At 38.8% G+C, this 22,471-nt stretch carries 23 protein-coding genes and 1 tRNA gene; 12 read left to right on the top strand and 12 right to left on the bottom strand.

The features are described from left to right. Nucleotides 1-118 precede the first annotated feature (118 nt). Nucleotides 119-622, bottom strand: a complete 504-nt coding sequence (locus L3V46_RS06505; RefSeq protein ID WP_239045237.1) for a hypothetical protein — start codon at nucleotides 620-622, stop codon at nucleotides 119-121. 553 nt (nucleotides 623-1,175) lie between these two features. Between L3V46_RS06505 and uraH the strand changes: the two genes are divergently transcribed. After that, on the top strand, nucleotides 1,176-1,577 hold the full coding sequence (gene uraH, locus L3V46_RS06500; RefSeq protein WP_081407419.1) for a hydroxyisourate hydrolase: 402 nt from the start codon (nucleotides 1,176-1,178) through the stop codon (nucleotides 1,575-1,577). 78 nt (nucleotides 1,578-1,655) lie between these two features. On the opposite strand, the gene L3V46_RS06495 is transcribed toward uraH, so the two are convergent. Further along, a complete protein-coding gene (locus tag L3V46_RS06495; RefSeq protein ID WP_239045236.1) occupies nucleotides 1,656-3,359 on the bottom strand; it encodes a M61 family peptidase in 1,704 nt (567 codons plus the stop codon). Between the two features lie 178 nt (nucleotides 3,360-3,537). Between L3V46_RS06495 and L3V46_RS06490 the strand changes: the two genes are divergently transcribed. The 4 genes from L3V46_RS06490 (at nucleotide 3,538) to L3V46_RS06475 (ending at nucleotide 8,392) form a co-directional block, all read left to right on the top strand. Beyond that, nucleotides 3,538-4,806 (top strand): D-alanyl-D-alanine carboxypeptidase PBP6B, encoded by a 1,269-nt coding sequence (locus tag L3V46_RS06490; protein ID WP_239045235.1) that lies wholly within the window; start codon nucleotides 3,538-3,540, stop codon nucleotides 4,804-4,806. 127 nt (nucleotides 4,807-4,933) lie between these two features. Further along, the gene (locus tag L3V46_RS06485; RefSeq protein ID WP_239045234.1) at nucleotides 4,934-6,220 is read left to right on the top strand and encodes an NAD(P)/FAD-dependent oxidoreductase; all 1,287 of its coding nucleotides are present in this window, start codon (nucleotides 4,934-4,936) and stop codon (nucleotides 6,218-6,220) included. A gap of 143 nt (nucleotides 6,221-6,363) precedes the next feature. Further along, nucleotides 6,364-6,846 carry a peptidylprolyl isomerase gene (locus tag L3V46_RS06480; protein WP_004717066.1) on the top strand — a complete coding sequence of 161 codons (483 nt, stop codon included), beginning with the start codon at nucleotides 6,364-6,366 and terminating at the stop codon, nucleotides 6,844-6,846. Nucleotides 6,847-6,955: 109 nt separating this feature from the next. Further along, nucleotides 6,956-8,392 (top strand): deoxyribodipyrimidine photo-lyase, encoded by a 1,437-nt coding sequence (locus L3V46_RS06475; RefSeq protein WP_239046757.1) that lies wholly within the window; start codon nucleotides 6,956-6,958, stop codon nucleotides 8,390-8,392. Between the two features lie 33 nt (nucleotides 8,393-8,425). On the opposite strand, the gene L3V46_RS06470 is transcribed toward L3V46_RS06475, so the two are convergent. Next, the gene (locus tag L3V46_RS06470) at nucleotides 8,426-8,905 is read right to left on the bottom strand and encodes a hypothetical protein (protein WP_239045233.1); all 480 of its coding nucleotides are present in this window, start codon (nucleotides 8,903-8,905) and stop codon (nucleotides 8,426-8,428) included. Between the two features lie 246 nt (nucleotides 8,906-9,151). Between L3V46_RS06470 and L3V46_RS06465 the strand changes: the two genes are divergently transcribed. Beyond that, nucleotides 9,152-9,227, top strand: a tRNA-Asn gene (locus tag L3V46_RS06465). Between the two features lie 171 nt (nucleotides 9,228-9,398). On the opposite strand, the gene L3V46_RS06460 is transcribed toward L3V46_RS06465, so the two are convergent. From L3V46_RS06460 to lepA, 9 genes are all read right to left on the bottom strand, one after another. Then, nucleotides 9,399-10,043, bottom strand: coding sequence for a tRNA-(ms[2]io[6]A)-hydroxylase (locus tag L3V46_RS06460; protein WP_239045232.1), 645 nt, complete (start codon nucleotides 10,041-10,043; stop codon nucleotides 9,399-9,401). A 34-nt stretch (nucleotides 10,044-10,077) separates the two neighbouring features. Next, complete coding sequence (pdxJ, locus tag L3V46_RS06455; RefSeq protein ID WP_004717080.1) at nucleotides 10,078-10,803, bottom strand: pyridoxine 5'-phosphate synthase; 726 nt, start codon at nucleotides 10,801-10,803, stop codon at nucleotides 10,078-10,080. Nucleotides 10,804-10,834: 31 nt separating this feature from the next. Beyond that, nucleotides 10,835-11,554 (bottom strand): DNA repair protein RecO, encoded by a 720-nt coding sequence (gene recO, locus L3V46_RS06450; RefSeq protein WP_004717082.1) that lies wholly within the window; start codon nucleotides 11,552-11,554, stop codon nucleotides 10,835-10,837. Between the two features lie 11 nt (nucleotides 11,555-11,565). After that, complete coding sequence (locus tag L3V46_RS06445) at nucleotides 11,566-11,757, bottom strand: NF038104 family lipoprotein (RefSeq protein WP_004717085.1); 192 nt, start codon at nucleotides 11,755-11,757, stop codon at nucleotides 11,566-11,568. Nucleotides 11,758-11,777: 20 nt separating this feature from the next. Further along, nucleotides 11,778-12,806 carry a GTPase Era gene (gene era, locus L3V46_RS06440; protein ID WP_004823128.1) on the bottom strand — a complete coding sequence of 343 codons (1,029 nt, stop codon included), beginning with the start codon at nucleotides 12,804-12,806 and terminating at the stop codon, nucleotides 11,778-11,780. A gap of 5 nt (nucleotides 12,807-12,811) precedes the next feature. After that, the gene (gene rnc / locus L3V46_RS06435) at nucleotides 12,812-13,504 is read right to left on the bottom strand and encodes a ribonuclease III (protein WP_004717088.1); all 693 of its coding nucleotides are present in this window, start codon (nucleotides 13,502-13,504) and stop codon (nucleotides 12,812-12,814) included. Continuing rightward, nucleotides 13,476-13,850, bottom strand: coding sequence for a DUF4845 domain-containing protein (locus L3V46_RS06430; RefSeq protein WP_239045231.1), 375 nt, complete (start codon nucleotides 13,848-13,850; stop codon nucleotides 13,476-13,478). Before L3V46_RS06430 ends, rnc begins: the two co-directional genes overlap by 29 nt. Before the next feature lie 310 nt (nucleotides 13,851-14,160). Beyond that, the gene (lepB, locus tag L3V46_RS06425; RefSeq protein WP_034616309.1) at nucleotides 14,161-15,015 is read right to left on the bottom strand and encodes a signal peptidase I; all 855 of its coding nucleotides are present in this window, start codon (nucleotides 15,013-15,015) and stop codon (nucleotides 14,161-14,163) included. A 21-nt stretch (nucleotides 15,016-15,036) separates the two neighbouring features. After that, nucleotides 15,037-16,854 carry a translation elongation factor 4 gene (gene lepA / locus L3V46_RS06420; protein ID WP_004717093.1) on the bottom strand — a complete coding sequence of 606 codons (1,818 nt, stop codon included), beginning with the start codon at nucleotides 16,852-16,854 and terminating at the stop codon, nucleotides 15,037-15,039. Nucleotides 16,855-17,615: 761 nt separating this feature from the next. On the opposite strand from lepA, the gene L3V46_RS06415 reads away from it, so the two are divergent. From L3V46_RS06415 to L3V46_RS06390, 6 genes are all read left to right on the top strand, one after another. Continuing rightward, nucleotides 17,616-18,497 (top strand): sigma-70 family RNA polymerase sigma factor, encoded by an 882-nt coding sequence (locus L3V46_RS06415; RefSeq protein WP_275424546.1) that lies wholly within the window; start codon nucleotides 17,616-17,618, stop codon nucleotides 18,495-18,497. 87 nt (nucleotides 18,498-18,584) lie between these two features. Next, nucleotides 18,585-19,085 (top strand): hypothetical protein, encoded by a 501-nt coding sequence (locus tag L3V46_RS06410; RefSeq protein WP_239045230.1) that lies wholly within the window; start codon nucleotides 18,585-18,587, stop codon nucleotides 19,083-19,085. A 493-nt stretch (nucleotides 19,086-19,578) separates the two neighbouring features. After that, entirely contained in the window at nucleotides 19,579-20,328 is a 750-nt protein-coding gene (locus tag L3V46_RS06405) for an SDR family oxidoreductase (RefSeq protein WP_239045229.1), read from the top strand. Nucleotides 20,329-20,441: 113 nt separating this feature from the next. Next, on the top strand, nucleotides 20,442-21,131 hold the full coding sequence (locus L3V46_RS06400) for a glutathione binding-like protein (protein ID WP_239045228.1): 690 nt from the start codon (nucleotides 20,442-20,444) through the stop codon (nucleotides 21,129-21,131). A gap of 312 nt (nucleotides 21,132-21,443) precedes the next feature. Further along, nucleotides 21,444-22,166 (top strand): YggS family pyridoxal phosphate-dependent enzyme, encoded by a 723-nt coding sequence (locus L3V46_RS06395; RefSeq protein ID WP_239045227.1) that lies wholly within the window; start codon nucleotides 21,444-21,446, stop codon nucleotides 22,164-22,166. Between the two features lie 9 nt (nucleotides 22,167-22,175). Then, nucleotides 22,176-22,454: a hypothetical protein gene (locus L3V46_RS06390; RefSeq protein ID WP_239045226.1), complete on the top strand. Its 279-nt coding sequence runs from the start codon at nucleotides 22,176-22,178 to the stop codon at nucleotides 22,452-22,454. Nucleotides 22,455-22,471: the final 17 nt, after the last annotated feature.

The raw sequence follows: 22,471 nt of genomic DNA, 5'->3' as shown, positions 1-22,471 counted from the left end.
TTGTCTCGTTTTACTGTTGTTGCAGATTTCGGTTGAAATAAATCATTGCTGATTTATCGACTTAGCGACTTTGACTGATTTCAAAATCAAAAAGCCGCTTAAAATTAGGGCGGTGTCGTTATTTTACTTTCTGCTTAAGTTCATCTAGATTCTGCTTGAGTTCCTTTACATAGTCTGCGTAATCCAACATTAAGCCCTTTCCTGTCAATTCATCAGGTAGTCCCTTTGTACAATACCAGTTGTCAGTCCACGTATGATTCTGCGGAAAATACATATTTACTAACTCATTCTGAACTTCTGTTTTAAGGTGGACAATGAACTCCTGTGCTTTTGCTTCTCCCATTTGTTCGCTAAGCAACTTAAATAAGAGCTGTTGCAACTCTTTCTGATAACGTCCATGCTTTTGATTCCACTGATCATACAATCGTTGTAACTCAACTCTCGTCGAAGGATCAAATTGCTCACAGGACGCAAGCATATTTGAAATTAAGGCAGGTACATCTAAATAAGCCGTATATAAAAACTGTAGCTTGCCTGTACCGTCTGCACGTGCAACAGATGTCGCCAATAGCAAAACGCAACACAAAACTATCCGTGGAATGTTGAAAAGAGATTTTTTCATATTATATTTTCCTTCTCACTATCGAATGTATGATTGCACATCGTGTTAGACCACGACAAAGTACATACTGGACTAGATTTAAGCACCAACTATAAATAGTTGATTAATATTTTATTTATATAAACTTAACAATAAGCTTTGACTATGCCATTTAAAAAACCACAAGGCTAAGGTTTGCTTCAGTTTTTTGACTGCCTCAAATCACATTATAAATAGTCGTATAAATCGCCAAGAACAGTAGCTAAGTTTAAATCTGTCAAAATTTTTATAGGGTAGTTATCCAGTCAAATCGATTTCTCACTTATGCAAGCATTTAAATAAAATACGCATCATTTTTTAGAAAGGCTCGTTTGCAAGCCTAAGCATTTCATTTGAAAACCTCTCAACAATACTGTTTTATCTATTATTTTAATTATCTATCTTATTGTTAAATCAAAATTATTTAATTCCCCATACATCGTTAAATTTTAACGATTAATATAATTTTACATTTTTTTAACGGCAACACTTCAACTTGACCTTAACATAGTGATTTTAGTCTTAGTAAAAATTGATGATGAAAAAATTAACTTTAGCTATTTCAGCAACCCTATTTTCTGGGCTTTGTTTTGCCCAAAACCCATTAAGCGTACATGTATTAAATCTTGAAAATGGCTTACCTTCAAGCAATGTTAAAGTCATTCTTGAAGCGCAACAAAAAGATAAATGGGTAAAAATTAATGAGGGAAGTACTGATAGTAATGGACGAATTTCATCCTTATACCCTGAAAACAAAGCCTTAGATAAAGGTGTCTACAAGGTTACTTTTCAAACTGGTGAATGGTTTAAACAAAATAACCAACGTGCTTTTTTCCCAGAAGTTCCTGTGGTTTTTGTGATTGATGGAAGTCTTGAACATTATCATATTCCACTGTTGATTAGCCCTTATGGATATTCAACATATCGTGGTAATTGATTGATCATACCACGTTAAATTTTAGGCGAAAAAAAACCGATGTGTTTTAACATCGGTTTTTTGGGGTACACAACTTAATTAAGCCTTTAACCATTTCTCAGCTTTGGCTTGATCTAATACAGTCAACTCAACCGTAGTCAACGCAACTTCGCCGCCTTGCAACTCAAATTGTAAAAACTCATCACGACGGAATGCATAAACCGTAAATTGACCTTGCTGTTTTGCATATTGGTTTAAAAGTTTTTCAGACGCTTTTAAACCATCAATCGCAATGATCACATCATTGGCAGACAGCCCCGCTTTTGCACCAACACCATCACGACGCGCTTGCTGAATAATGACACCCTCAGCTTTTTCAGCAACTTTTAAACCAAATGGAAGTGCTTTTTCATTTTGCAAGCTATAGCTCAAACCAAATTCAGGGAACAATTGATCCAGTGGTAATTCATCTGTGGTATTAATCAAATGATTAATCTGTTCAATCCAATTATCGCCAGTCAGTTCATTACACAGCTCGACAATCGTACGCTCATTGACTTGCATGCCCTTTTGGGTATTTTCATACAAACGGCGCATTAACGCATCCAAACTAGAACCACGTAAACGTAGACCCAAATCTAAACTGAGTGCAACCAAACAGCCTTTATTGTAATAACTGGTCCCAGCATTATTTGAGTTTTCATCCTGACGATAAAATTTAATCCAAGCATCAAAACTAGACTCTGAAACAGATTGAATAAAACGTCCCGGATTCTGTAGATAACGATCAATTTGCCCTTTTAGCAACTTTAAATAAGATGCTTGAGAAATCACACCACTGCGATACAGAATCAAATCATCATAATAAGAGGTGAAACCTTCAAAAATCCATAACAGTGAGGTGTAGCCTTCCTGATCTAAATCGTAATTTGCAAAGTTTTCAGGGCGGATAAATTTAACCAACCATGAATGAAAATATTCATGACTACACAACCCAAGGAAGCGTTGATAATCCGCAGAAGGCTCTACAGGTTCATTTGCTTTAGGAAAATCATCACGTGGCGAAATCAGGCTGGTACTATTCGGATGCTCTAAACCACCATAACTATTGCCAGTCGCCATAGTCATAAAAGTATAGTTTTCAAAAGGTGCTGAACCAAACATTGAAATTTCTGTACTACAGATTTTTTCAAGGTCTTGCTTCATACGCGCTGCATTCATTGTATGCTGACCAGAAACCACAAATTCATGTGGAATCCCATTCGCTTCAAAACTAAAACGGGTTTGATCCGCCAATTCGAATGGTGCATCAATCAATTGTGCATAATTGTTGGCTTTTAAGGTATAGCGCCCTTTCACCAAGCTTCTTGACTCTAAACCTGTGGCAATTTGAAAATGCTTTAATTCTTCAGGTAAAAATACTTCAACTTCGATTGCTGATTCTTCTTGGTCTTGTAGCCCTAGGCAGACACAAGCAGGATTGACATATAAACGGGTTTGATCGACATATGCGCCACGTACAGAAAGGTCATAGGCATAAACATCATATTCAACAGTAATCAGTTCATGGTCGGTGTTATATAAACGCCATTTATTTTTTTCAAACTTATTAATTTGCAGTTGACGACCCGCTTCATCATAGGCTTTCACAGATTCGATATGTTTAGAAAACTCACGGATCAAATAGCTACCAGGAATCCATGTAGGAAGTGACAAAACTTGAGTAGGGTTCGCCAGAAAGCGCAATGTGACATGAATGAGGTGCTGACGGTAATCGTCAAATTCAATCTGATAATGCAACATAAATATATATTCGAAAATAGACAGTGAGAAATTACCAATTAGATTAGCATTTTTTTACAAAGTCAGGCGATTTTAGTCGCAATTGTCTACGATTCTGACTAGCGAAGAGTGCAAAAAAGGCATAGCATTCGCAAAGTTTATGCACTCTTGCCATAGGATTGGCTTAAAGGTAAATCTGTTGAAAATTCTTGCTTCTTTTATCGCGATAACTGGCTTGGTTTGCTCCACGTTTGTTAACGCCGCTTTACTTAATATTAATCCGCAATCTGTTGAAGCTGAAGCTTGGACAATATTAGATACACAATCGGGTCAAACCATTGCTGAATATAATAGTCATGTACAGCGTGCCCCAGCATCCATGACCAAAATGATGGTCGCCTATATTGCGTTGAAAGAACTCAAAGCAGGTCATATCAAAAAAGAAGAGATTATTACTGCAACCCCTGTAGTTCAGATCGTGCAATGGGATGAATCTCAAATGTACCTGAAGCAAGGTGAGCAAATCTCAATTGACCAACTTCTTGCTGGATTGATTGTGATGTCTGCCAATGATGCAGCAGTAACGCTGGCAGAACGTATCTCAGGTAGCGTACCCGCATTTGTTGCTCGTATGAACCAAGAAGCACAAGCCTTGGGAATGAAGGATACTCATTTTGCCAACCCTCCGGGCATTACCATGCCTGATCATTTTTCGTCAGCTCATGATATGGCGATCTTAGGTCAAGCAGTAACATCACAAACCCCTGAATATATGCATTATTCAGTGATGCCAAGTTTTAGTTATAACCAACATTTTCATCATGCCACCAACCTTGTTTTAAAGTCTGATCCAAGTGTAGATGGTTTAAAAACGGGTTTTACTAAAGCAGCCGGCTATAACTTAGCACTGACAGCGCATCGTCCTTCTGCTATTACAGAGTCTCCTGATCGTCGTTTAATTGTGGTGGTGATGGGTGCAAAAAGTGCAGTTAAACGCGCGGAAATTGCACATAAACTGTTAAACTTGGGCTATGCCTACACCCGTGATGAAGTCGCAATTAAAGACAAACAATTGATTGCTGAGCTTCCTGTAGTTAAATCCACCTTAAAAATGTTTAAGGTTGAAGCAAAAAAACCTCAACTCATTACCACATCTTTATATAACGATGCGACACCAATTGATTTAGCGACTTTTGATGTTGTAAATAGCCGTATCATGAAAACTGAGGCAAATGGTCTCTTGGCAGCAGTTGAACCGCTTACAACAACTCAAACCCATTTGAATGTTGAACTGAATGAGACATCACTTACCGCACCTTTAGAAAAGATCATGCATTTGGCAAAAGTGAATGTTTACCAAAACAATCAACTGATTCAAAGTTTTGATATTGAAGATGAAGTGCATATTGAACAAGCCTCTTGGTTTGAGCGTTTAATGGAATGGATCAAGTCGATTTTTGGAATTTAATTAAAACCAACCAATTTACTTAGATTTATTATAATTATGTAACCTGTAATACAAAAAAAACCTAAACAATTAAATAGAATGGCATATTTATGCCATTCTATTTTCATAACAACAATTTAGGTTTTCTATGTCAAATCTACATCATATCGTGATTGTTGGTGGTGGCGCTGGTGGTTTAGAACTGGTGACACAACTCGGTGATACGCTTGGAAAGAGTAAAAAAGCCAAAATCACCCTTGTTGACCAAAAACTCACCCATATCTGGAAACCATTGCTGCATGAAATTGCAGCTGGCACCATGAACCCAAGTGATGAAGAAACCAATTATTATGCGCATGCAGCCAAGCATCACTATGAATTTGTCTTGGGTCGTTTTGAACATTTAGATCGTGATAACAAAACCATCGAGCTCAGCAAAACCCAAACCAGTAAATATGAATCCAATCAAGAGCAAATCACACTGCATTATGACACCTTAATTCTGGCTGTCGGCTCAGTCTCCAATGACTTTAATACGCCTGGGGTTAAAGAATTTTGTCATTATCTCGACAGTCGCCAACAAGCAGAAGTCTTCCAACAGGACTTACTACACTTGTATTTAGATGCTCAAAATAAAAATATTGATCGTGAATTACACATTGCCGTGATTGGTGCAGGCGCAACAGGTGTTGAACTTTCAGCTGAGTTGGTTCAAGCCAAACAGAACTTTTATAAATATGGTTTAAATAAAATTAACCCAAACAATGTCAAAATTACTTTGGTTGAAGGCGCTGATCGTATCTTACCAGCACTTTCTGAAAAAATGGCAGAGCATGCCACACAGCAATTACAACGAATGAAAATAGATGTATTAACGGGCAAACGTGTTGAAAAAGTAGATGCTGAAAAAGTCTATTTTAGTGATGGCACATCCGTAGAAGCACAATTAAAAGTTTGGGCAGCAGGGATAAAAACCCCTAAAGTAATTGCCAATTTAGCAGGCTTTGAAAAAGATCGCATGGGGCGTTTAAACGTATACGCAACTTTACAGACTCAGGCTGATCCAAACATTTTTGCCTTTGGTGATTGCGCCCACTGTATCTTAGATGCAAGAGAAGCACCACTTGGTCCACGTGCACAAGTCGCAAGTCAACAAGCTTCGTTTCTAGTAGATGCAATGAATGCGCGCATCAAAGGACGACCACAGCCAATGTTCCAGTTCGCAGACAAAGGCTCACTGGTATCACTCAGTGAAAATAGAGCGGTCGGTGAACTACTTGGTCAGGTCAATGTTCAAGGTTTCGTGGCAAAATCGATGTATGTGTCTTTATATCGTATTCATCAAGCGACGATATATGGCTATGCTCATGCAGGCTTGTTAACGGCTAAAGATTTTGTTACACGAAAAATCGCGCCAAAAATAAAATTGCATTGAAATTTAAATTTTTGCCCATATTTATGAAAAAATGGTCAAAATACAGATGAAAATGCAATTTTTTAGTAATTTTAGTCTACAAAAATTGCTTTTCACTTTATGATGTAGCCTTAAAATTATCGATTACCGAATGGATCAATAACATGACTGCTATTGCAAATAACAACGTGGTTTCTTTCCACTATACGCTGACTAACGCTGAGGGTGAAACTCTCGATAAATCACAAGGTGAACCACTTGCATATTTACATGGCGCAGGTAACATCATTCCTGGTTTAGAAAAAGCTTTAGAAGGTAAAACTGTAGGTGACAAATTTACAGTAACTATCCCAGCTGCTGAAGGTTATGGCGAATACAACCCTGACCTCGTTCAAGAAGTTCCTGCTCAAATGTTCCAAGGTGTTGAGAACATTGAAGCTGGTATGCAGTTCCAAGCTCAAACTGATGACGGTGTTCAAATCGTTACTGTTAAAGCAATCGAAGGTGACAACATCATCGTTGATGCTAACTTCCCATTAGCTGGCCAAGATCTTACTTTTGAAGTTGAAATCGCAGAAGTTCGTGATGCTTCTCCAGAAGAATTAGAGCACGGTCATGTACACGGTGCAGGTGGTCATCACCACTAAGATCTGCTTGATCTGATCGAAAAGGCAAAGTTTTTACTTTGCCTTTTTTATACGTATTGGTTTAAATTGATGAAAACCTAGTGTGAATGAATCCATTCCTATCAATCCTATGCAAAAACAACTTCTTTGGTTCCGTCAAGACTTACGTATTCAAGACCATACTGCCCTATGGCATGCAGCGCAAAGCGGTCCTGTAATTGCACTGGTGATTCTTTCACCTGAACAATGGCGAATGCATGATGATGCACCGATTAAGCTTGATTTCTATTTACGTCAAATTCAAGCCATTCAACAAGAACTTGCTTCTATTCAAATTCCGCTGATTATCCGCAGCATCCCCTTATGGGAAAACATTGCAGCAGAGATCGATCAACTCTGTCAAAAACTGGACATTGAAAATGTACACGCCAATATTGAGTGTGGTGTTAATGAATTAAATCGAGATTTCCAAGTTCAAACACAACTGAATCAAAGTAACCGTGATTTGGTTTTATATCATGATCGCACTCTGTTCCCTGTCGGTTCAATTCGCAATAAATCCAATCAACCCTATCAAGTCTTCGGTGCATTTAAAAAATACTGCTATGAACAACTGAGTATTTCGATCCCTCGATGCTTTCCTATTCCAGAAACTCAAGCCTTAAATGATGCAATAGATGTGGGCAAGTTGGATAACAATAGCCTGCCGACTTTGGCCGAGCTTGGTTTTACATTCGATCCGAATCAGATCAACAAGCAGTGGCAAATTGGCGAACAATATGCTTTGAATCTCTTGGATGATTTTATTGAAAACAAAGTCCGTCATTATCAACTTGAACGTGATTTCCCCCAAATTGAAGCCACCAGCCAGCTTTCAGCCTATTTAAATATAGGCATCCTTTCAATTCGACAGTGTTTCAATGCCCTCTTTCGAGCACAATTTGGACATTTTTCTATTGATCATATTGGACAACAAACATGGCTCGATGAGCTGCTTTGGCGTGAGTTTTATCAGCATATTCTGTTTGATTTCCCGCGTGTGTCAAAGCACTTGCCCTTTAAAATGCCAACACAGCAACTACAATGGCGTGATGCTGCAAATGATTTAAGCGCTTGGCAAACAGGTCAGACAGGGATTCCGATCGTCGATGCAGGTATGCGCCAGTTACTTCACACAGGCTGGATGCATAATCGGATCCGTATGGTTGTCGCCATGTTTCTCACCAAGAACCTATTGATTGATTGGCGTTTAGGTGAGCAATGGTTTATGCAACATCTTATTGATGGGGATTTGGCTGCCAATAACGGCGGATGGCAATGGTGTGCATCCACAGGAACTGATTCCGTACCTTATTTCCGTATTTTTAACCCTATCAGCCAATCGCAGAAATTTGATGCACAAGGTGATTACATTCGACAATGGGTTCCAGAACTTGCAGATTTAGACGCAAAAACCATTCATGAACCTTATGCAAAAAATCCCAATATAGAACTCAACTATCCAAAGCCAATTGTGGATTTAAAACAAAGTCGTATTCGAGCAATTGAAGCTTTTAAGCAGATTTAAAGTCACACTTAAAAGCGTTCTCAATGCGTTTGATTAAATCGCGTGTTGAAACAATTTAAATGGATTTTGAGGATGTTTTTTTGGGCGTTCAATCGATTCAAAATAGCAGTAATATTTAAAGATGCGATCCAAAGAAACATAAAGCACTTTTTGTTCTGAAACTGACCAGATTTGCGCATGGTTAGAACCTGATAAGGTACTTCCACTCAATTGGAACAGATAAAAATCTTGTGTCCGTTGAACTGGTTTTTGAGTAGCCTGCGTGTCTGAACTTGATGAAACCCGACTGGATGAATTTAATAATCGACACGGTGTATTAATGAGCCATTTTTCACTAAACCAAAGCTGCAACAGATCGCCCAAATACAGTTTTTTTTCAGTAAATGGCCAAACATCTAAATAGGCTTGTTCAACTTGGATAAAATATTGTTCAGGATCTTGCAGGATTGAAAGGTAATTTTCTTTGTAGACTGAGAAATTTTCAAAAATTTGAGAAATAGTAAGCGTATTCATTCGCTGTCTCCTATTTAGCCATTTAGTGCTGGCAAGTTGGTTTTAAATCCACACTGTTTAAGTCAAACTTAAACACTCTTTATGGTTTTAATCTAACAAGACCGTTTCACTATTGCAACTGTCAGAATCAATTTTTTTAAATTATCTATAGATTGTTCAAATAAAAAGCATACAGTGTACAAATGAAGAAAAGATGACAGGAAAGGCTTGACCCATAAAGATATATCCTTATAATCGCATTCAGATTCTCCAATAGCTCAGTCGGTAGAGCGACGGACTGTTAATCCGCAGGTCCCTGGTTCGAGCCCAGGTTGGAGAGCCAAATTCTAAAAGCCCACTTATCAAAGTGGGCTTTTTTTATTTCAAAACTAGACACAGCGTGTGACAAACTAAAGCAACAGTTCCATCAGGTTTTTATTAAACAGCACAATGAAATAGACCAAAGCAATGCTTTGGTCTATTTTCTAAATTCAGCTTTTAATCAGATAAGTAATTAAGCAGGCACACCGCTATGGAAACGGAAAGTCTTATCAGGCGTTAAAATCAAATCCTTCTCTACTTCACGGATCAATTCGATGCGTTGCTGAATATCCTCTTCTGGATCTTTTAATTTAGCAGTTTTAGCAACATCTAAAGCCAAAGCTAAATAGTCCTCATAGTGACGAGATTCAGATTTCAGCAAGTAACGGTAATAACGACCCAACTCATCATCTACCAATGGTGCTAAGGCATAAAATCGTTCACAAGAACGTGCTTCAACAAACGCACCAATCACCAAAACATCAATCAAAGCTTCTGGTTCATAAGTACGAATTTCTTTACGCAAACCACCTGCGTAACGACCTGCACTCAGACCTTTCCATTCTTGACCACGTTTGCTCATAAACTCTAACACTTGTTCATAATGCAACATTTCTTCACGCACTAGTTGCGCTAATTTGATCTGCAAATCGGTAAAAAAACTGTAGCGAAACATCAAGTTCATTGCTGTTCCAGCCGCTTTCTTTTCACAATTCGCATGATCCTGCATGAGCAATGGGAGATTGTTCAATGCCTCATCCAACCATGCCTTTGGCGTTTCACAGCCTAAAAAAGCAATCACAGGTTGCATAAGCTCATCATAATTCATATTCGACATGATCAATATTCAACAACGTAAATCAAAAATTAAATTAACCAGCTGCATGAAGTGCGGCCTTCATGTCCTTCACTGCTTGTTCCAAACCGACAAAAACACTTTCGGCAATAATCGAATGTCCAATATTGAGTTCATGAATCTGAGGAATTGCAGCAATTGCAGCCACATTGTCCAAATTCAAACCATGACCAGCATTGACGACCAAACCTTTAGATGCTGCGTACTCTGTACCTTTAATAATTCTTTCGAGTTCAATCTGTTGAGCTTCAGCAGTTTTAGCGTCTGCATAAGCACCCGTATGTAATTCAATAGTGGGTGCACCACAAGCAATTGCAGCATCGATTTGTGCAAAATCAGCATCAATAAACAAAGATACATCACAACCAATTGCAGTTAATGCCTGAGTCGCAGCTTTAACATCTTCAAAATGCCCAAGCACATCTAAACCACCTTCTGTGGTGATTTCTTGACGTTTCTCTGGCACAAAACACACATGATGTGGTTGAATCTCTTTTGCAAATGCAACCATTTCATCAGTTACAGCAATTTCCAAGTTCATTCTTGTCGTCAATACAGGTCGCATACGGCGCACATCATCATCTTGAATATGACGACGATCTTCACGTAAGTGTAAAGTGATGCCTTCCGCCCCTGCTTGTTCGCAAATTAATGCAGCTTTCACAGGATCAGGATAAGTCGTTCCACGTGCTTGTCTGAGGGTTGCAACATGGTCAATGTTTACACCTAGCAATGCAGCCATAACATTCTCCTAATTAACCAATAAATTAAAATTAACGGCTCAACGTTTTAGATTGAGCGTTTTGAACCCAAAGCTGACGACTTTTTAATGGTCGATCACCTAAAAGTGAAGTAATCATTTGTCGATAGAGTTTAGCCAATAATTGTAACTGTTCTGGGCTAAAATCCCTACCCTTTTCATAATTTGCCATGCTTAGAATTTGTTGGCCCAACAACGTCCCAGACGAAGTATATGACACTGGTGTAAAGCCTTCCGCCAATTGAAATTGATAACGTTGGGTCAGCATAATCTCTTGTTGATTTGAATCATGCCCATAATCCAGCGGATAACCCAGCTCTTCTAACAGTGCGTGTTCAAACTGGCGTAAAATTTGTCGAAGAAATAAATCAGCTTGTGGATGTTCAGCCAATTTTTGTAAATGTTGTAAAGTTAAATGGTATTGCTGAAATGTTTCAGACATCATTTCTTCAAGCGGACATAAACGAAGCAGCAGTTCATTTAAATAAAAGCCCGAAAAGAAAGCATCCCCATAAAAGAAAATCGGTTGATTGAGTATTTCGAGTTTTGAAAAGTTTTTAAGCTCGGATTTTCCCGATGCTTGCAAAGTAATCGGTTGGTATTGTGGTGGTGGGGTTTGTCTAAGAATACCGTCGACACGACCATGCTCTTGTGTAAATAAGTGCACAATATGACTACGTTCTCTATATTTTCGATGATGGATTAAATAACCATGCAAGATTTCATTACGCATCTAGCTTGAACTTAATCATCCTTTTGTTTTTTCTTATCATCGTCATCATCCCCGTCAGGAATAACAGCGCCTACAACCGCAGCAGTGCCTTTAACCACACCTTTTGTGGTTTTATAAGCAACTTTGACGGGAACTGTCACAATTTTAGTGATACAGCCTTGTAACATGATTATGCAAGCAAGAATTGCTATAACTCGAATCATTTCAGTTCCCAAAAAGTCAATTAAATATCGCTGTAGCCTAAACTTTTTAAAGCACGTTCGTCATCAGACCAACCACCTTTAACTTTCACCCAAAGTGTTAGCATGATTTTTTGCTCAAACATTTTTTCCATGTCGACACGAGCATCCATACCAATTTTCTTCAGCTTAGCACCTTTTTCACCGATCACGATGGCTTTTTGCCCAGGGCGATCAACAAAAATTGTGGCATCAATATAAGTACATGCAGCTTTTGGGCGACCCGTTTTTTCATTCACTGTCGCTTCTTCTGTTTTAAATGATTCAATTTGAACCGTTAAATCATAAGGCAGCTCTTCGCCTAACTGACGCATAATTTTCTCACGAATGATTTCACTGGCAAGAAAACGTTCTGAACGGTCAGTTAACTGTTCTAAAGAGTATAATGGAGGCTGGAATGGTAGATACTTTTCAATCGCTTCACGCAAATGATCCAAGTTTGCACCACGTAATGCTGAAACAGGAACAATTTCAGCAAAATTCATCAACTTCGCACGTTCTTGGATCAACGGTAAAATCATACGCTTATTTTCTAAGGTATCGATTTTATTGATAATCAAAACGACTGGCATTTCTGCATTTTGCAGTTTCTCTAAAACCAAGTCATCATTTGGTGTCCATTTCTGGGCATCTAAAACAAATAGAACCAAATTGACATCACGCAATGCAGAATGTGCAGCTTTGTTCATCATTTTATTGATCGCACGCACTTCTTTCTTGTGCATCCCCGGTGTATCAACAAATACAGCCTGAGACTTTTCACGACTATCAATACCAATGATTTTATGGCGCGTCGTTTGTGGCTTACGTGAAGTAATTGACAATTTTTGACCCAATAAATGGTTCATCAATGTCGATTTACCCACGTTTGGACGTCCTACAATCGCAACAAATCCACTTCGATAATCCGAAGGGATTTCTGTACCTTGTGAGCTAAAAAATTGATTAATTAACTCATTACCGTTTTCAGACGGCTCGTGATCAGCATCATTGTGATCGGAATGTGTACTCATGCAGTTTACTGCTCCAATATCTTTAAAAAATCCGCCGCGACTGCTTGTTCTGCAAAACGGCGACTTGATCCCTCACCCATCATTTTAGGCAAGCCATCTACTGTACATTCTACTTTAAAATGCTGGTTAGGTGCATCACCCTGAATATCTACGACCTCATAAACTGGGAGATGCTTTTTACGAGCTTGTAGATATTCTTGTAAACGTGATTTCGGGTCTTTAAGTTGATCTGTCGGTTCGATATGATCTAAATACGGTTCATACCATTTTAAAACAATCGATTCCAACAAAGGCAAATCCCGCGTTTCGGTGTAAATTGCGCCAATAATTGCTTCAACTGTATCTGCTAATATTGACTCACGATGATGACCGCCTGATTTCAATTCACCTGTACTTAAAATTAAACTTTGACTTAACTTTAAATCATTGGCAATTTTACCCAATGCTTCTTGGCGTACCAAAGTTGCGCGCATACGCGTCAAACGACCTTCATTTTCATGAGGATACGCATGATATAAGTAGTTTGCGATGATCATACCCAACAATGCATCACCTAAAAACTCTAGGCGCTCATAGTTGTATTTGTGACTCACCGAGCGATGAGTCAGCGCGAGTTGTAATAACTCGTATTGTTTAAACTGGTAACCGATTCTACTCTGTAAGCGAGGATCACTTACTTTCAACTGACCTTTGATCAAAACTCTTCTCGAAAGTGAGGACTAAATCTATATTCAGCATGAAATTTTTTCGTACTTCATATTTTTTAGTCACTTGTAAACCATCTTTAGTTGATACAGTCGCAATATCCTCAAATTTAGTATCTCGGATATTGTTCATTTCTAACCGTTTATCAACTTCTGTTGCAAATTTCATTGGTGTGATTTCAGCAGAGCTATTCTTTATCTGCTCTACAATTTGATTATTAATCACACGATCATCCCAGTATAAAGGCCATACAGCAACTATGATTTTCAACATAAAAGCTAAAGCAATTATCCCCAGTAAAATTCCAATATATGAAGCGCCTTGTTGATTTTTACGCATTTTTTTTATCCAACAGCTCAGAATGAATAATCTTTAATCGCAATTGAAAATAATCATATAATTGAGTCAAATACACTGCTGCAGACCCACTGATCATTTTCAATTGTTATAAATTTTTTATCCACTGCAAACCTTGGTGTGATAAAAAACTTTACCGCGCTATTATCCTTGAAACTGCATCAAGTTGCTAGTTTAAATCATTTGTTCTATTTCATTTTTCTTATAAATCAAGACAACTTTATAGCTTTAACAGATAAAAATAAAGGTCAATAAAAATTGACCTTTATTTGATTTTCTAAACTGTAGCCGATTAGTTAATTGCACCATTGCGACTAAATGAAGGCATTTTTAAACCAGGTTCCTTATGCATCCACACATAGATTGCATGACCAGTTAAGTTCTCTTCAGGTACAAAGCCCCAAAAACGACTGTCTGCACTTTGGTCACGGTTATCACCCATGGCAAAATAATGGCCTTTTGGAACAGTCACTTCCCAACTTTGACCATTTGATTTTACAAAGCGGTCATTTGCAGTTGCTACATAAGGTAGGTCTTGTTTTTTCTGTGCATAATTAAATGCTGAAATCAAAGTATTTTGACCTTCCAGCAAACGAACTAAATGCTTATGTGTACCCATCGTTTCATAATAGTAGATTGACTTAGGCGTATCTAAAATATCTTTTTCACGACTAAACTCAGTAGGTACTTGCTCAACATTTTTACCATTGATTGTAAGTTGACCATTATTGAATTCAAGATGGTCACCCGGTAAACCAATAATACGTTTGATATAGCTAATTTTGGGATTTTCTGGATAACGGAAAACAGCAACATCACCACGTTGTGGCTCACCAATATCAATAATCTTGGTATTGGTAATCGGTAAACGAACACCATACTGGAACTTATTCACCAAAATATAATCACCTGTTTCTAAAGTCGGCACCATAGAATCAGAAGGAATATTAAACGGTTCAAATAAGAATGAACGCAACACCAAAACCACTGCTAGAACAGGCCAGAAATCATATGCCCATGAAATGATGACATTTTCATTCCCCTTACCTTTTGTTGCACGTTGTTTCAGTACAAACTTATCCAGTAACCATAGCCCAAAAAATATAAGCGTTGCAGGAACGAGAATTAAATTAAAATCAAAATCCATGAGCAATAAGACCTCTAGTTTTTATCTTTCTACTTTTAACACAGCAAGGAACGCTTCTTGTGGGATTTCAACACTACCCACTTGCTTCATGCGTTTCTTACCTTCTTTTTGTTTCGATAACAGTTTCTTCTTACGAGAAACGTCACCACCATAACATTTAGCCAATACGTTTTTACGCATCGCTTTAACTGTTGAACGTGCAATGATTTGTGCACCTATTGCAGCTTGAATCGCCACATCAAACATTTGACGCGGAATCAAGTCTTTCATCTTTTCAACTAAAGCAATACCACGGTGACGCGCATCATTACGATGACAAATCATTGCCAAAGCATCAACCTTATCACCATTAATTAACACATCGACCTTAACTAGAGATGAACTCTCAAAACGCACGAAATTGTAATCCAACGAAGCAAAGCCACGTGAGCAAGATTTCAATTTATCAAAGAAATCCATAACCACTTCTGCCATTGGAATTTCAAAGGTAATCGATACTTGGTTACCCAAGAATTTCATATCTTTTTGCACACCACGACGCTCGATACACAGGGTCATGACATTACCCAAGTATTCTTGAGGCACTAAAATATGACATTCAGCAATCGGCTCACGTAAATCTTCAACCGTTGAACCATCAGGCATTTTAGATGGGCTATCGATATAAATCGTTTCGCCATTTTTCATCAATGCTTCATAGATTACGGTAGGCGCAGAACTGATTAAGTCTAAATCATACTCACGCTCTAGACGTTCTTGTACAATTTCCATGTGTAGCATTCCCAAGAAGCCACAACGGAAACCAAAACCTAAAGCATCTGAGCTTTCAGGTTCAAAGAACAACGCAGAATCGTTAATTTGTAACTTATGTAGCGCTTCACGGAATGGTTCAAAATCACTGGCATCAATTGGGAATAAACCCGCATAAACCTGTGGTTTTACCTTTTTAAAACCCGGTAAAGTTGCAACATCAGGTGTGGTTGCCAAGGTAATCGTATCACCAACTGGCGCACCAAAAATGTCTTTGATCCCAGCAATGATAAAGCCAACTTCACCCGCTTCTAAAATACCTGTATCGGTATGTTTTGGATTAAAAATACCAACAGAAGTGATGATGTGCGATTGACCTGTTGATTTCATCAACATTTTATCGCCTTTACGCACACGACCTTGTTTGATACGAACAAGTGATACCACACCTAAATAGTTATCAAACCAAGAGTCAATAATTAAGGCTTGTAAAGGTGCGTCACGGTCACCTTGCGGTGCTGGAATAATGTCAACCAATGTCTCTAAAACAGACTCTACACCTAGACCTGTTTTTGCCGAACATGTTGGTGCATGTGTTGCTTCAATACCGATAATTTCTTCGATTTCATGAATAACACGTTCAGGTTCTGCTTGTGGCAAATCGATTTTATTCAGGACAGGTAGTACTTCTAGACCCTGTTCAATTGCGGTATAGCAGTTTGCAACAGATTGCGCCTCAACCCCTTGTGCAGCATCGACAACCAACAATGCACCTTCACAGGCAGCAAGAGAACGCGATACTTCATAAGAGAAATCCACGTGCCCCGGTGTATCAATAAAGTTTAATTGATACTCTTGCCCATTTGGATGGGTATAGTACAAGGTTACAGAAGCCGCTTTAATGGTAATCCCACGTTCACGCTCAAGCTCCATAGAGTCTAGGACTTGAGCCTGCATTTCACGGTCTTGCAATCCACCACACATTTGAATGAAACGGTCTGCAAGTGTCGACTTGCCGTGGTCGATATGAGCGATAATCGAAAAATTACGTATATTGTTGATATTAACGGATTTCTTAGCTACTGCCATACACTACTCTAAAAATATGTACACAATCATGTACTCAATATCAAAAGTACTTATGACGTGCAAAAAATGAAATATCTTAATTGCTGCACAGTATAAGCAGAACATGGTCAAAAATATAGTAATTACATATAAAAATAAGACCTGCTGTGTATTGTTTTATCAACTGCGCCAATCCATGCTTTTAATCTGGTGACCCACAATAACAAGCAGAACCAAGCACTTTTTCTTGGTACTTATACTTCCAGATGCTGACGAATAATACATTAATGCAGAAATAAGCGATGTTCTTTCTGTTCGTAAAATCTATAATCGTCTTTTTAATAAAAACAGGATCGGACTCAAAAAAAGTTTGAGCCAGACTATAAAAAAATAACTGATTAAATCTCATGATAAAAAAGAATGATCCTGCTAAATATCAATAAAACACATAAAATAATTGCAGCAGCTTCAAACAAAATTAAAATTATTTACAACTTTTTGACTCTTTTTATATTCCTCAATCGTTTTAGTAATAGCTTATCTAAACAAAAACATTAACGTGGTGCTGTGCAGATAGAAATTAACCTTATTGGCGGATCTAAAGCACTTGATTCATGCTCAATAGAAATCTTTGTTCAACAACAAATTACAGTGACCGCAAAATGACAAAACAGTCAGGTCATTGATATCAATATATCCTTTTAGATTGCAGCGGCCATACCGCTGTGACCATGATTGAATGGTGAGACAATTTGAATAAAGACCATGATCCTAAGCCTCACATGCAACAGACCCAACTGATTAATCTGGCAGAACAGCTTCGCCCTGAACTGCATCGCTACTGTTCGCGACTGATGGGCTCTGTCATTGAAGGTGAAGATGTCGTTCAGGATACGCTTGCTCGGGCATTGCTTGTGATTAACAAAATACAAGATTTTCAGATGTTACGTGCCTGGTTATTCCGCGTAGCACATAACCGAGCACTTGACTTACTTCGAAGTCGAGCCATTCGAATAACAGAAGCTATGGATAGTGTTACTGACGATATTGAAGATATAAATACCTCTGATCCGATGGAGATGCTGATGCGCGAGGAAACAATTAAAATGGCAGTTTCACGATTTATGCAACTCCCAGTACTTCAGCGCAGTGTCATCATTCTTAAAGACGTTCTTGATGAGCCTCTTGTAGACATTGCTACCCTACTGAATCTGTCAGTAGACTCAGTAAAAGCCCATCTTTCCCGTGGACGTGCTCGACTGCGCGAAATCAACATAACCACGGAAGAAGCACAAATTGCCCGACCAACATCTGATGCAGTAGCAAACTATGTAAAGCTGTTTAACCTCCGCGACTGGAATGGGCTAAAAGCATTACTTTCTGATGATGTCAAACTCAGTCAGTCTACTCATCCTGTCCGTGTTGGCGCTGCCGATGTCTCCATGTTCTTTGGTGCCTACGCAAAAATTGACCATATCTGGCTAGTTCCCGCATGGCTTGGAGATCGCGAGGTCATTGCTGTCTTTGAAAACCGTATAGACCTCAAACCAAGTTATATCATGTGGCTGGAATGGCAAGAAGGCAAGATTAGCTTTATTCGAGATTACCGCTATGTGCGATATGTTGCCGCTGATGCAGAGCTGATATTAACCCCAAATAAATAAACAATTAGGCTCATCATCATACTCAAACCCATTCGCCATTGAGCATATAGCTATTGTTGATGAGCCAAATGCCTTAAGGAGAATGCCATGAAAGCACAAGCAATCCGTATTCCAGATCTAGCACGTGAAGTATGTCCTTTAGAAAATATTGGCTATGAAGATGCTTTTAGCATTGATATTCCGACTCCCATGATGAATAAAAAGTACAGCGCTGAAAAATGGGCATATGAGATTTTTGCCAATGCTCCTCCAGCAATCAATCAGATCGTTAGTCAGTCATGGAATACCTTGGGATTTAAATCTAAATCTGAATCACACTGGCAATCACTAGAATCAGCAACAATGATCAAGCAAGATGATTTAATCATGATGGTTGTTCACTCTGATTCAGTTGATATTCAAATATGTATGGTCATCAACCTGATCAAATCTCAGGTGATCTTCTCTTCTTTCTTTAGCCGCGGTCATAAATGGTTCTCAACACCCACCTTGAAAATGATGACAGTTCCGCATCGCCTCATTGCACCATATTTACTTAACACTGCTACTGAACGTATGAAATTAAAATCATACATTTTTGTTGTTTAAAAATAGCACATCTCAAAATTGAGTAATGTCACTCATACAATTGCATGTTTTTTTTACAGATAAGCTCTCCATTGAGAGCTTTATTTTATTTCTTCATCTTGCTCAAATTATTTTTCCTAACCCCATATTCCCTTCTAATCGATGTTGTAATTTTGCCTAGCTTGATTGAGCAGCCACTCCATTATCCTGCCTTTTCGGCTGTAGATGATGATTTAAAGTGATTCAACACATTTAAGCGTAGATGATAAAAATCATGTCCTGCGTAAAGAGTCCCTCCAATCTCTTTCGATTCCACACCCCCTCTCATCATCGCAAGTTATCAATACACATCCACATGATCAGACTGATCAGCGACCCATCAACTGATATAAAAAGTCGAGTCGAAAGTACGTTGCTAGATCAAATTAAAATAATTTAGAGGCTTTTTGACTCTTTTCCAAGGCTCCAATCGTTTTAGTAGTACATCACTTCATTAGACATTGGAGAAATCGTCATGAATCTGAAAGATAAAAAAGTTGTGGTTACTGGTGGTAGTCGTGGTCTCGGTTTAGGTCTAGTTGAAGCGCTGGTTGATCAAGGTGCAAAAGTAACTGTGGTTGCACGTAATGCCAAAGATCTTGATGCTGTCGCTGAACGGTTAGGGGTTGATACAATTTCTGCGGACATCACAGATGAAGCTGCGGCACATCGTATCATTGCAGACATTCGTCCAGATGTCCTTGTGTTAAATGCTGGAGCAGCGCCGCGAATGGGGCTTCTGGATGAATTAACTTGGGAAGAGTTTTCTATAAATTGGGAAACTGATGTCAAAGCAGCCTTTTTCTGGTTTCAAGCTGTATTAAAAACACCGCTAAATCCAGGCAGCCGAGTTTTAGTGGGATCTAGTGGTGCAGCTGAGTCTGGTTCTCAGATGACAGGTGGCTATGCCAGTTCTAAACGTGCGCTTTGGTTCATGACCAAATATGCCAATTTGTTTTCGCAAGATAAAAATCTTGGTATTCAGTTTCAGGCCATCGTTCCTCGCATGATGATCCTTGGTACGGGCGTTGGTGACTCAGCAGCAGGTGCTTATGCAGCTGCCATGGGAATTACACCTGAAGAATTTGTGTCCCGTTTCGGATTACCTATGCCACCAAGAGCTTTTGGTGATCATGTGATTTCAATACTTAAAGAGCCTCAATTTGCTGAGAGTATGGTACTGGGACTCAATGGTAATGATGGCGTGACGGTTATCGATTTATAACCACCACTCAAAAGATCAGGGTTATACAGCCTGCGCTAAGTGAAGCTGTTATCTCCCTGACCATAATTTAAATCAGTTGATTTTCGCTCAAAACCTTATTAAGGCATCATCCTATGATTCACCTACATTACTGGCCAACGCCAAATGGCCATAAGATCACTATTTTTCTTGAGGAAGCAGGACTTAAATATGATGTAATACCTGTGAATATCGGTCGGGGGGATCAGTTAAAATCAGCCTTCCTTGCTATTTCACCCAATAACCGTATTCCAGCAATCATCGATGATAGTCCAGACGATGGTGGCGAGCCTTTGAGTGTGTTTGAGTCTGGCGCAATTCTTCAATATTTGGCTCAAAAGAGCGGATTATTTCTCTCCAGTGAACCCAGAGCACGAATCATGGCCTTGGAATGGCTGTATTGGCAAGTCGGTGGGCTTGGTCCAATGTTAGGTCAGAATCAACATTTCGCAAAGTATGCACCTGAAAAAATTCCTTATGCAATCGAACGTTATGTCAATGAAACCCGACGCCTCTATAAAGTGTTGAATACTCATCTCGACGGACGTACTTTCATTACAGGTCAAGATTACTCAATTGCCGATATGGCAGCATATCCTTGGATCGTTCACCATGAAGAACATGGCATAAAGCTTGCTGATTTCCCTCATATTAAATCTTGGTTTGAAACAATCCGTGAACGCCCTGCTATTCAGCGTGCATATAAAGTAGCTGAGAAGGTACAAGTGATGGATCCAACTCAGGACAGCTTGGCACACAAAATATTATTTGGTTTGACTCAATAACGTCAGGTCGTAACGAAATGAATTTGTTGCTGAACGATACATTATTCAGTAATCGTGTAGATGAGTCCTGAGATGCATGTCGTTACGATCAAATCCACTAGAGTCTGTTGACAATTCGTCAGGTACCATTTACTGGCAAAAAAACACGCTAATCCCCACTACGCCTTACGCTACAAACAAAGCAGGGCTTTGCTCTTGCTCAGGTAGCAAAAATAAATTCTGCTGAGTGGAGGTGTTCTTTAATCATTTGTTTATTGAACACGCTCATGATATTGTTCTATACAATAAATAGTTTTGTCATAGGTCAATATTGTGCTCAAAGAAATTATTTCAGACAGACTGAGTGAAATTAAATTAACGATTGAGAAAGCCTGCCTCAAGGTGAATCGAGATCCTTCTGAAATCAGATTATTGCCCGTCAGTAAGACCTTTTCAGCAGAACATGTCCGAGCAATTCACGCGCTAGGATATGACTGTGTAGGGGAAAATAAAGTTCTTGAAGCCAAGAGTAAATATGAGGAACTAAAACAACTTAGCAATTTAAAATGGGTGCTGATTGGGCATCTACAGCGCAATAAAGTGAAATATGTAGCCCAATTTATCAGTGAATTCCATGCCTTAGATCGCGTCGAACTTGCTTACAAACTGAATAGCGCCTTAGAAAAAGAAAATCGGGTTATGCCTGTCTTTGTCCAAGTCAATACATCAGGCGAAAGCAGTAAATATGGCATTCAGCCTCACGAGCTAGAACATTTCATAGAACAATGTCTGCCATTTAGCTACATAAAAATCGTTGGATTGATGACTTTGGCAATACATAGCCATGTCCCTAATGAGGTCAGGCAGTGTTTTCAGCTTTTAAGAACCCTAAGAGATCAAATTTCAAAAAAGCACCCAGAGATACAACGGCTTTCAATGGGTATGTCTGGAGATTTTGAACTTGCGATCGCTGAAGGTGCAACAGATATCAGGATTGGACAAGCAATTTTTGGCGCACGTTCCAAACCAGACAGTTATTACTGGCCTACTGAATAGAGCATCACGATGAAAACTCATTATCAGATCAATATATATCGAGAAAAAAAGTTACTCGGTACTTTTACACCCAATCATCTTGCTTCACAAAATTCCATTCAACAACTCATCGCAACATTGACAGCAATTGATCCTATTGAAGTTGAGTTTGTACAAGTGACTGAAGATATGCGTGTTCTGATCTATCAAAATGGTCAGATGAGAACGTTATCCTCTCAATACTCTTATCAAAATACAACTGCAGATTCAGTTTTTCAACAGAATGAAGAGTCATCCAATTCAGTTTGATTTATAGCGCTGACCCA

Source organism: Acinetobacter sp. AG3 (genome assembly GCF_022343575.1).
Lineage (GTDB): Bacteria > Pseudomonadota > Gammaproteobacteria > Pseudomonadales > Moraxellaceae > Acinetobacter > Acinetobacter guillouiae.
Note: the sequence above shows the minus strand (reverse complement) of the source record. Positions and strands in the feature narration are given on the sequence as shown.

Excerpts from the sequence above, each read along its gene's own strand:
- L3V46_RS06505 (WP_239045237.1), bottom strand. The coding sequence starts at position 622 with ATGAAAAAATCTCTTTTCAACATTCCACGGATAGTTTTGTGTTGCGTT.
- uraH (WP_081407419.1), top strand. The coding sequence starts at position 1,176 with ATGATGAAAAAATTAACTTTAGCTATTTCAGCAACCCTATTTTCTGGG.
- L3V46_RS06495 (WP_239045236.1), bottom strand. The coding sequence starts at position 3,359 with ATGTTGCATTATCAGATTGAATTTGACGATTACCGTCAGCACCTCATT.
- L3V46_RS06485 (WP_239045234.1), top strand. The coding sequence starts at position 4,934 with ATGTCAAATCTACATCATATCGTGATTGTTGGTGGTGGCGCTGGTGGT.
- L3V46_RS06480 (WP_004717066.1), top strand. The coding sequence starts at position 6,364 with ATGACTGCTATTGCAAATAACAACGTGGTTTCTTTCCACTATACGCTG.
- L3V46_RS06475 (WP_239046757.1), top strand. The coding sequence starts at position 6,956 with ATGCAAAAACAACTTCTTTGGTTCCGTCAAGACTTACGTATTCAAGAC.
- L3V46_RS06470 (WP_239045233.1), bottom strand. The coding sequence starts at position 8,905 with ATGAATACGCTTACTATTTCTCAAATTTTTGAAAATTTCTCAGTCTAC.
- L3V46_RS06460 (WP_239045232.1), bottom strand. The coding sequence starts at position 10,043 with ATGTCGAATATGAATTATGATGAGCTTATGCAACCTGTGATTGCTTTT.
- pdxJ (WP_004717080.1), bottom strand. The coding sequence starts at position 10,803 with ATGGCTGCATTGCTAGGTGTAAACATTGACCATGTTGCAACCCTCAGA.
- recO (WP_004717082.1), bottom strand. The coding sequence starts at position 11,554 with ATGCGTAATGAAATCTTGCATGGTTATTTAATCCATCATCGAAAATAT.
- L3V46_RS06445 (WP_004717085.1), bottom strand. The coding sequence starts at position 11,757 with ATGATTCGAGTTATAGCAATTCTTGCTTGCATAATCATGTTACAAGGC.
- era (WP_004823128.1), bottom strand. The coding sequence starts at position 12,806 with ATGAGTACACATTCCGATCACAATGATGCTGATCACGAGCCGTCTGAA.
- L3V46_RS06430 (WP_239045231.1), bottom strand. The coding sequence starts at position 13,850 with ATGCGTAAAAATCAACAAGGCGCTTCATATATTGGAATTTTACTGGGG.
- lepB (WP_034616309.1), bottom strand. The coding sequence starts at position 15,015 with ATGGATTTTGATTTTAATTTAATTCTCGTTCCTGCAACGCTTATATTT.
- lepA (WP_004717093.1), bottom strand. The coding sequence starts at position 16,854 with ATGGCAGTAGCTAAGAAATCCGTTAATATCAACAATATACGTAATTTT.
- L3V46_RS06415 (WP_275424546.1), top strand. The coding sequence starts at position 17,616 with ATGCAACAGACCCAACTGATTAATCTGGCAGAACAGCTTCGCCCTGAA.
- L3V46_RS06410 (WP_239045230.1), top strand. The coding sequence starts at position 18,585 with ATGAAAGCACAAGCAATCCGTATTCCAGATCTAGCACGTGAAGTATGT.
- L3V46_RS06405 (WP_239045229.1), top strand. The coding sequence starts at position 19,579 with ATGAATCTGAAAGATAAAAAAGTTGTGGTTACTGGTGGTAGTCGTGGT.
- L3V46_RS06400 (WP_239045228.1), top strand. The coding sequence starts at position 20,442 with ATGATTCACCTACATTACTGGCCAACGCCAAATGGCCATAAGATCACT.
- L3V46_RS06390 (WP_239045226.1), top strand. The coding sequence starts at position 22,176 with ATGAAAACTCATTATCAGATCAATATATATCGAGAAAAAAAGTTACTC.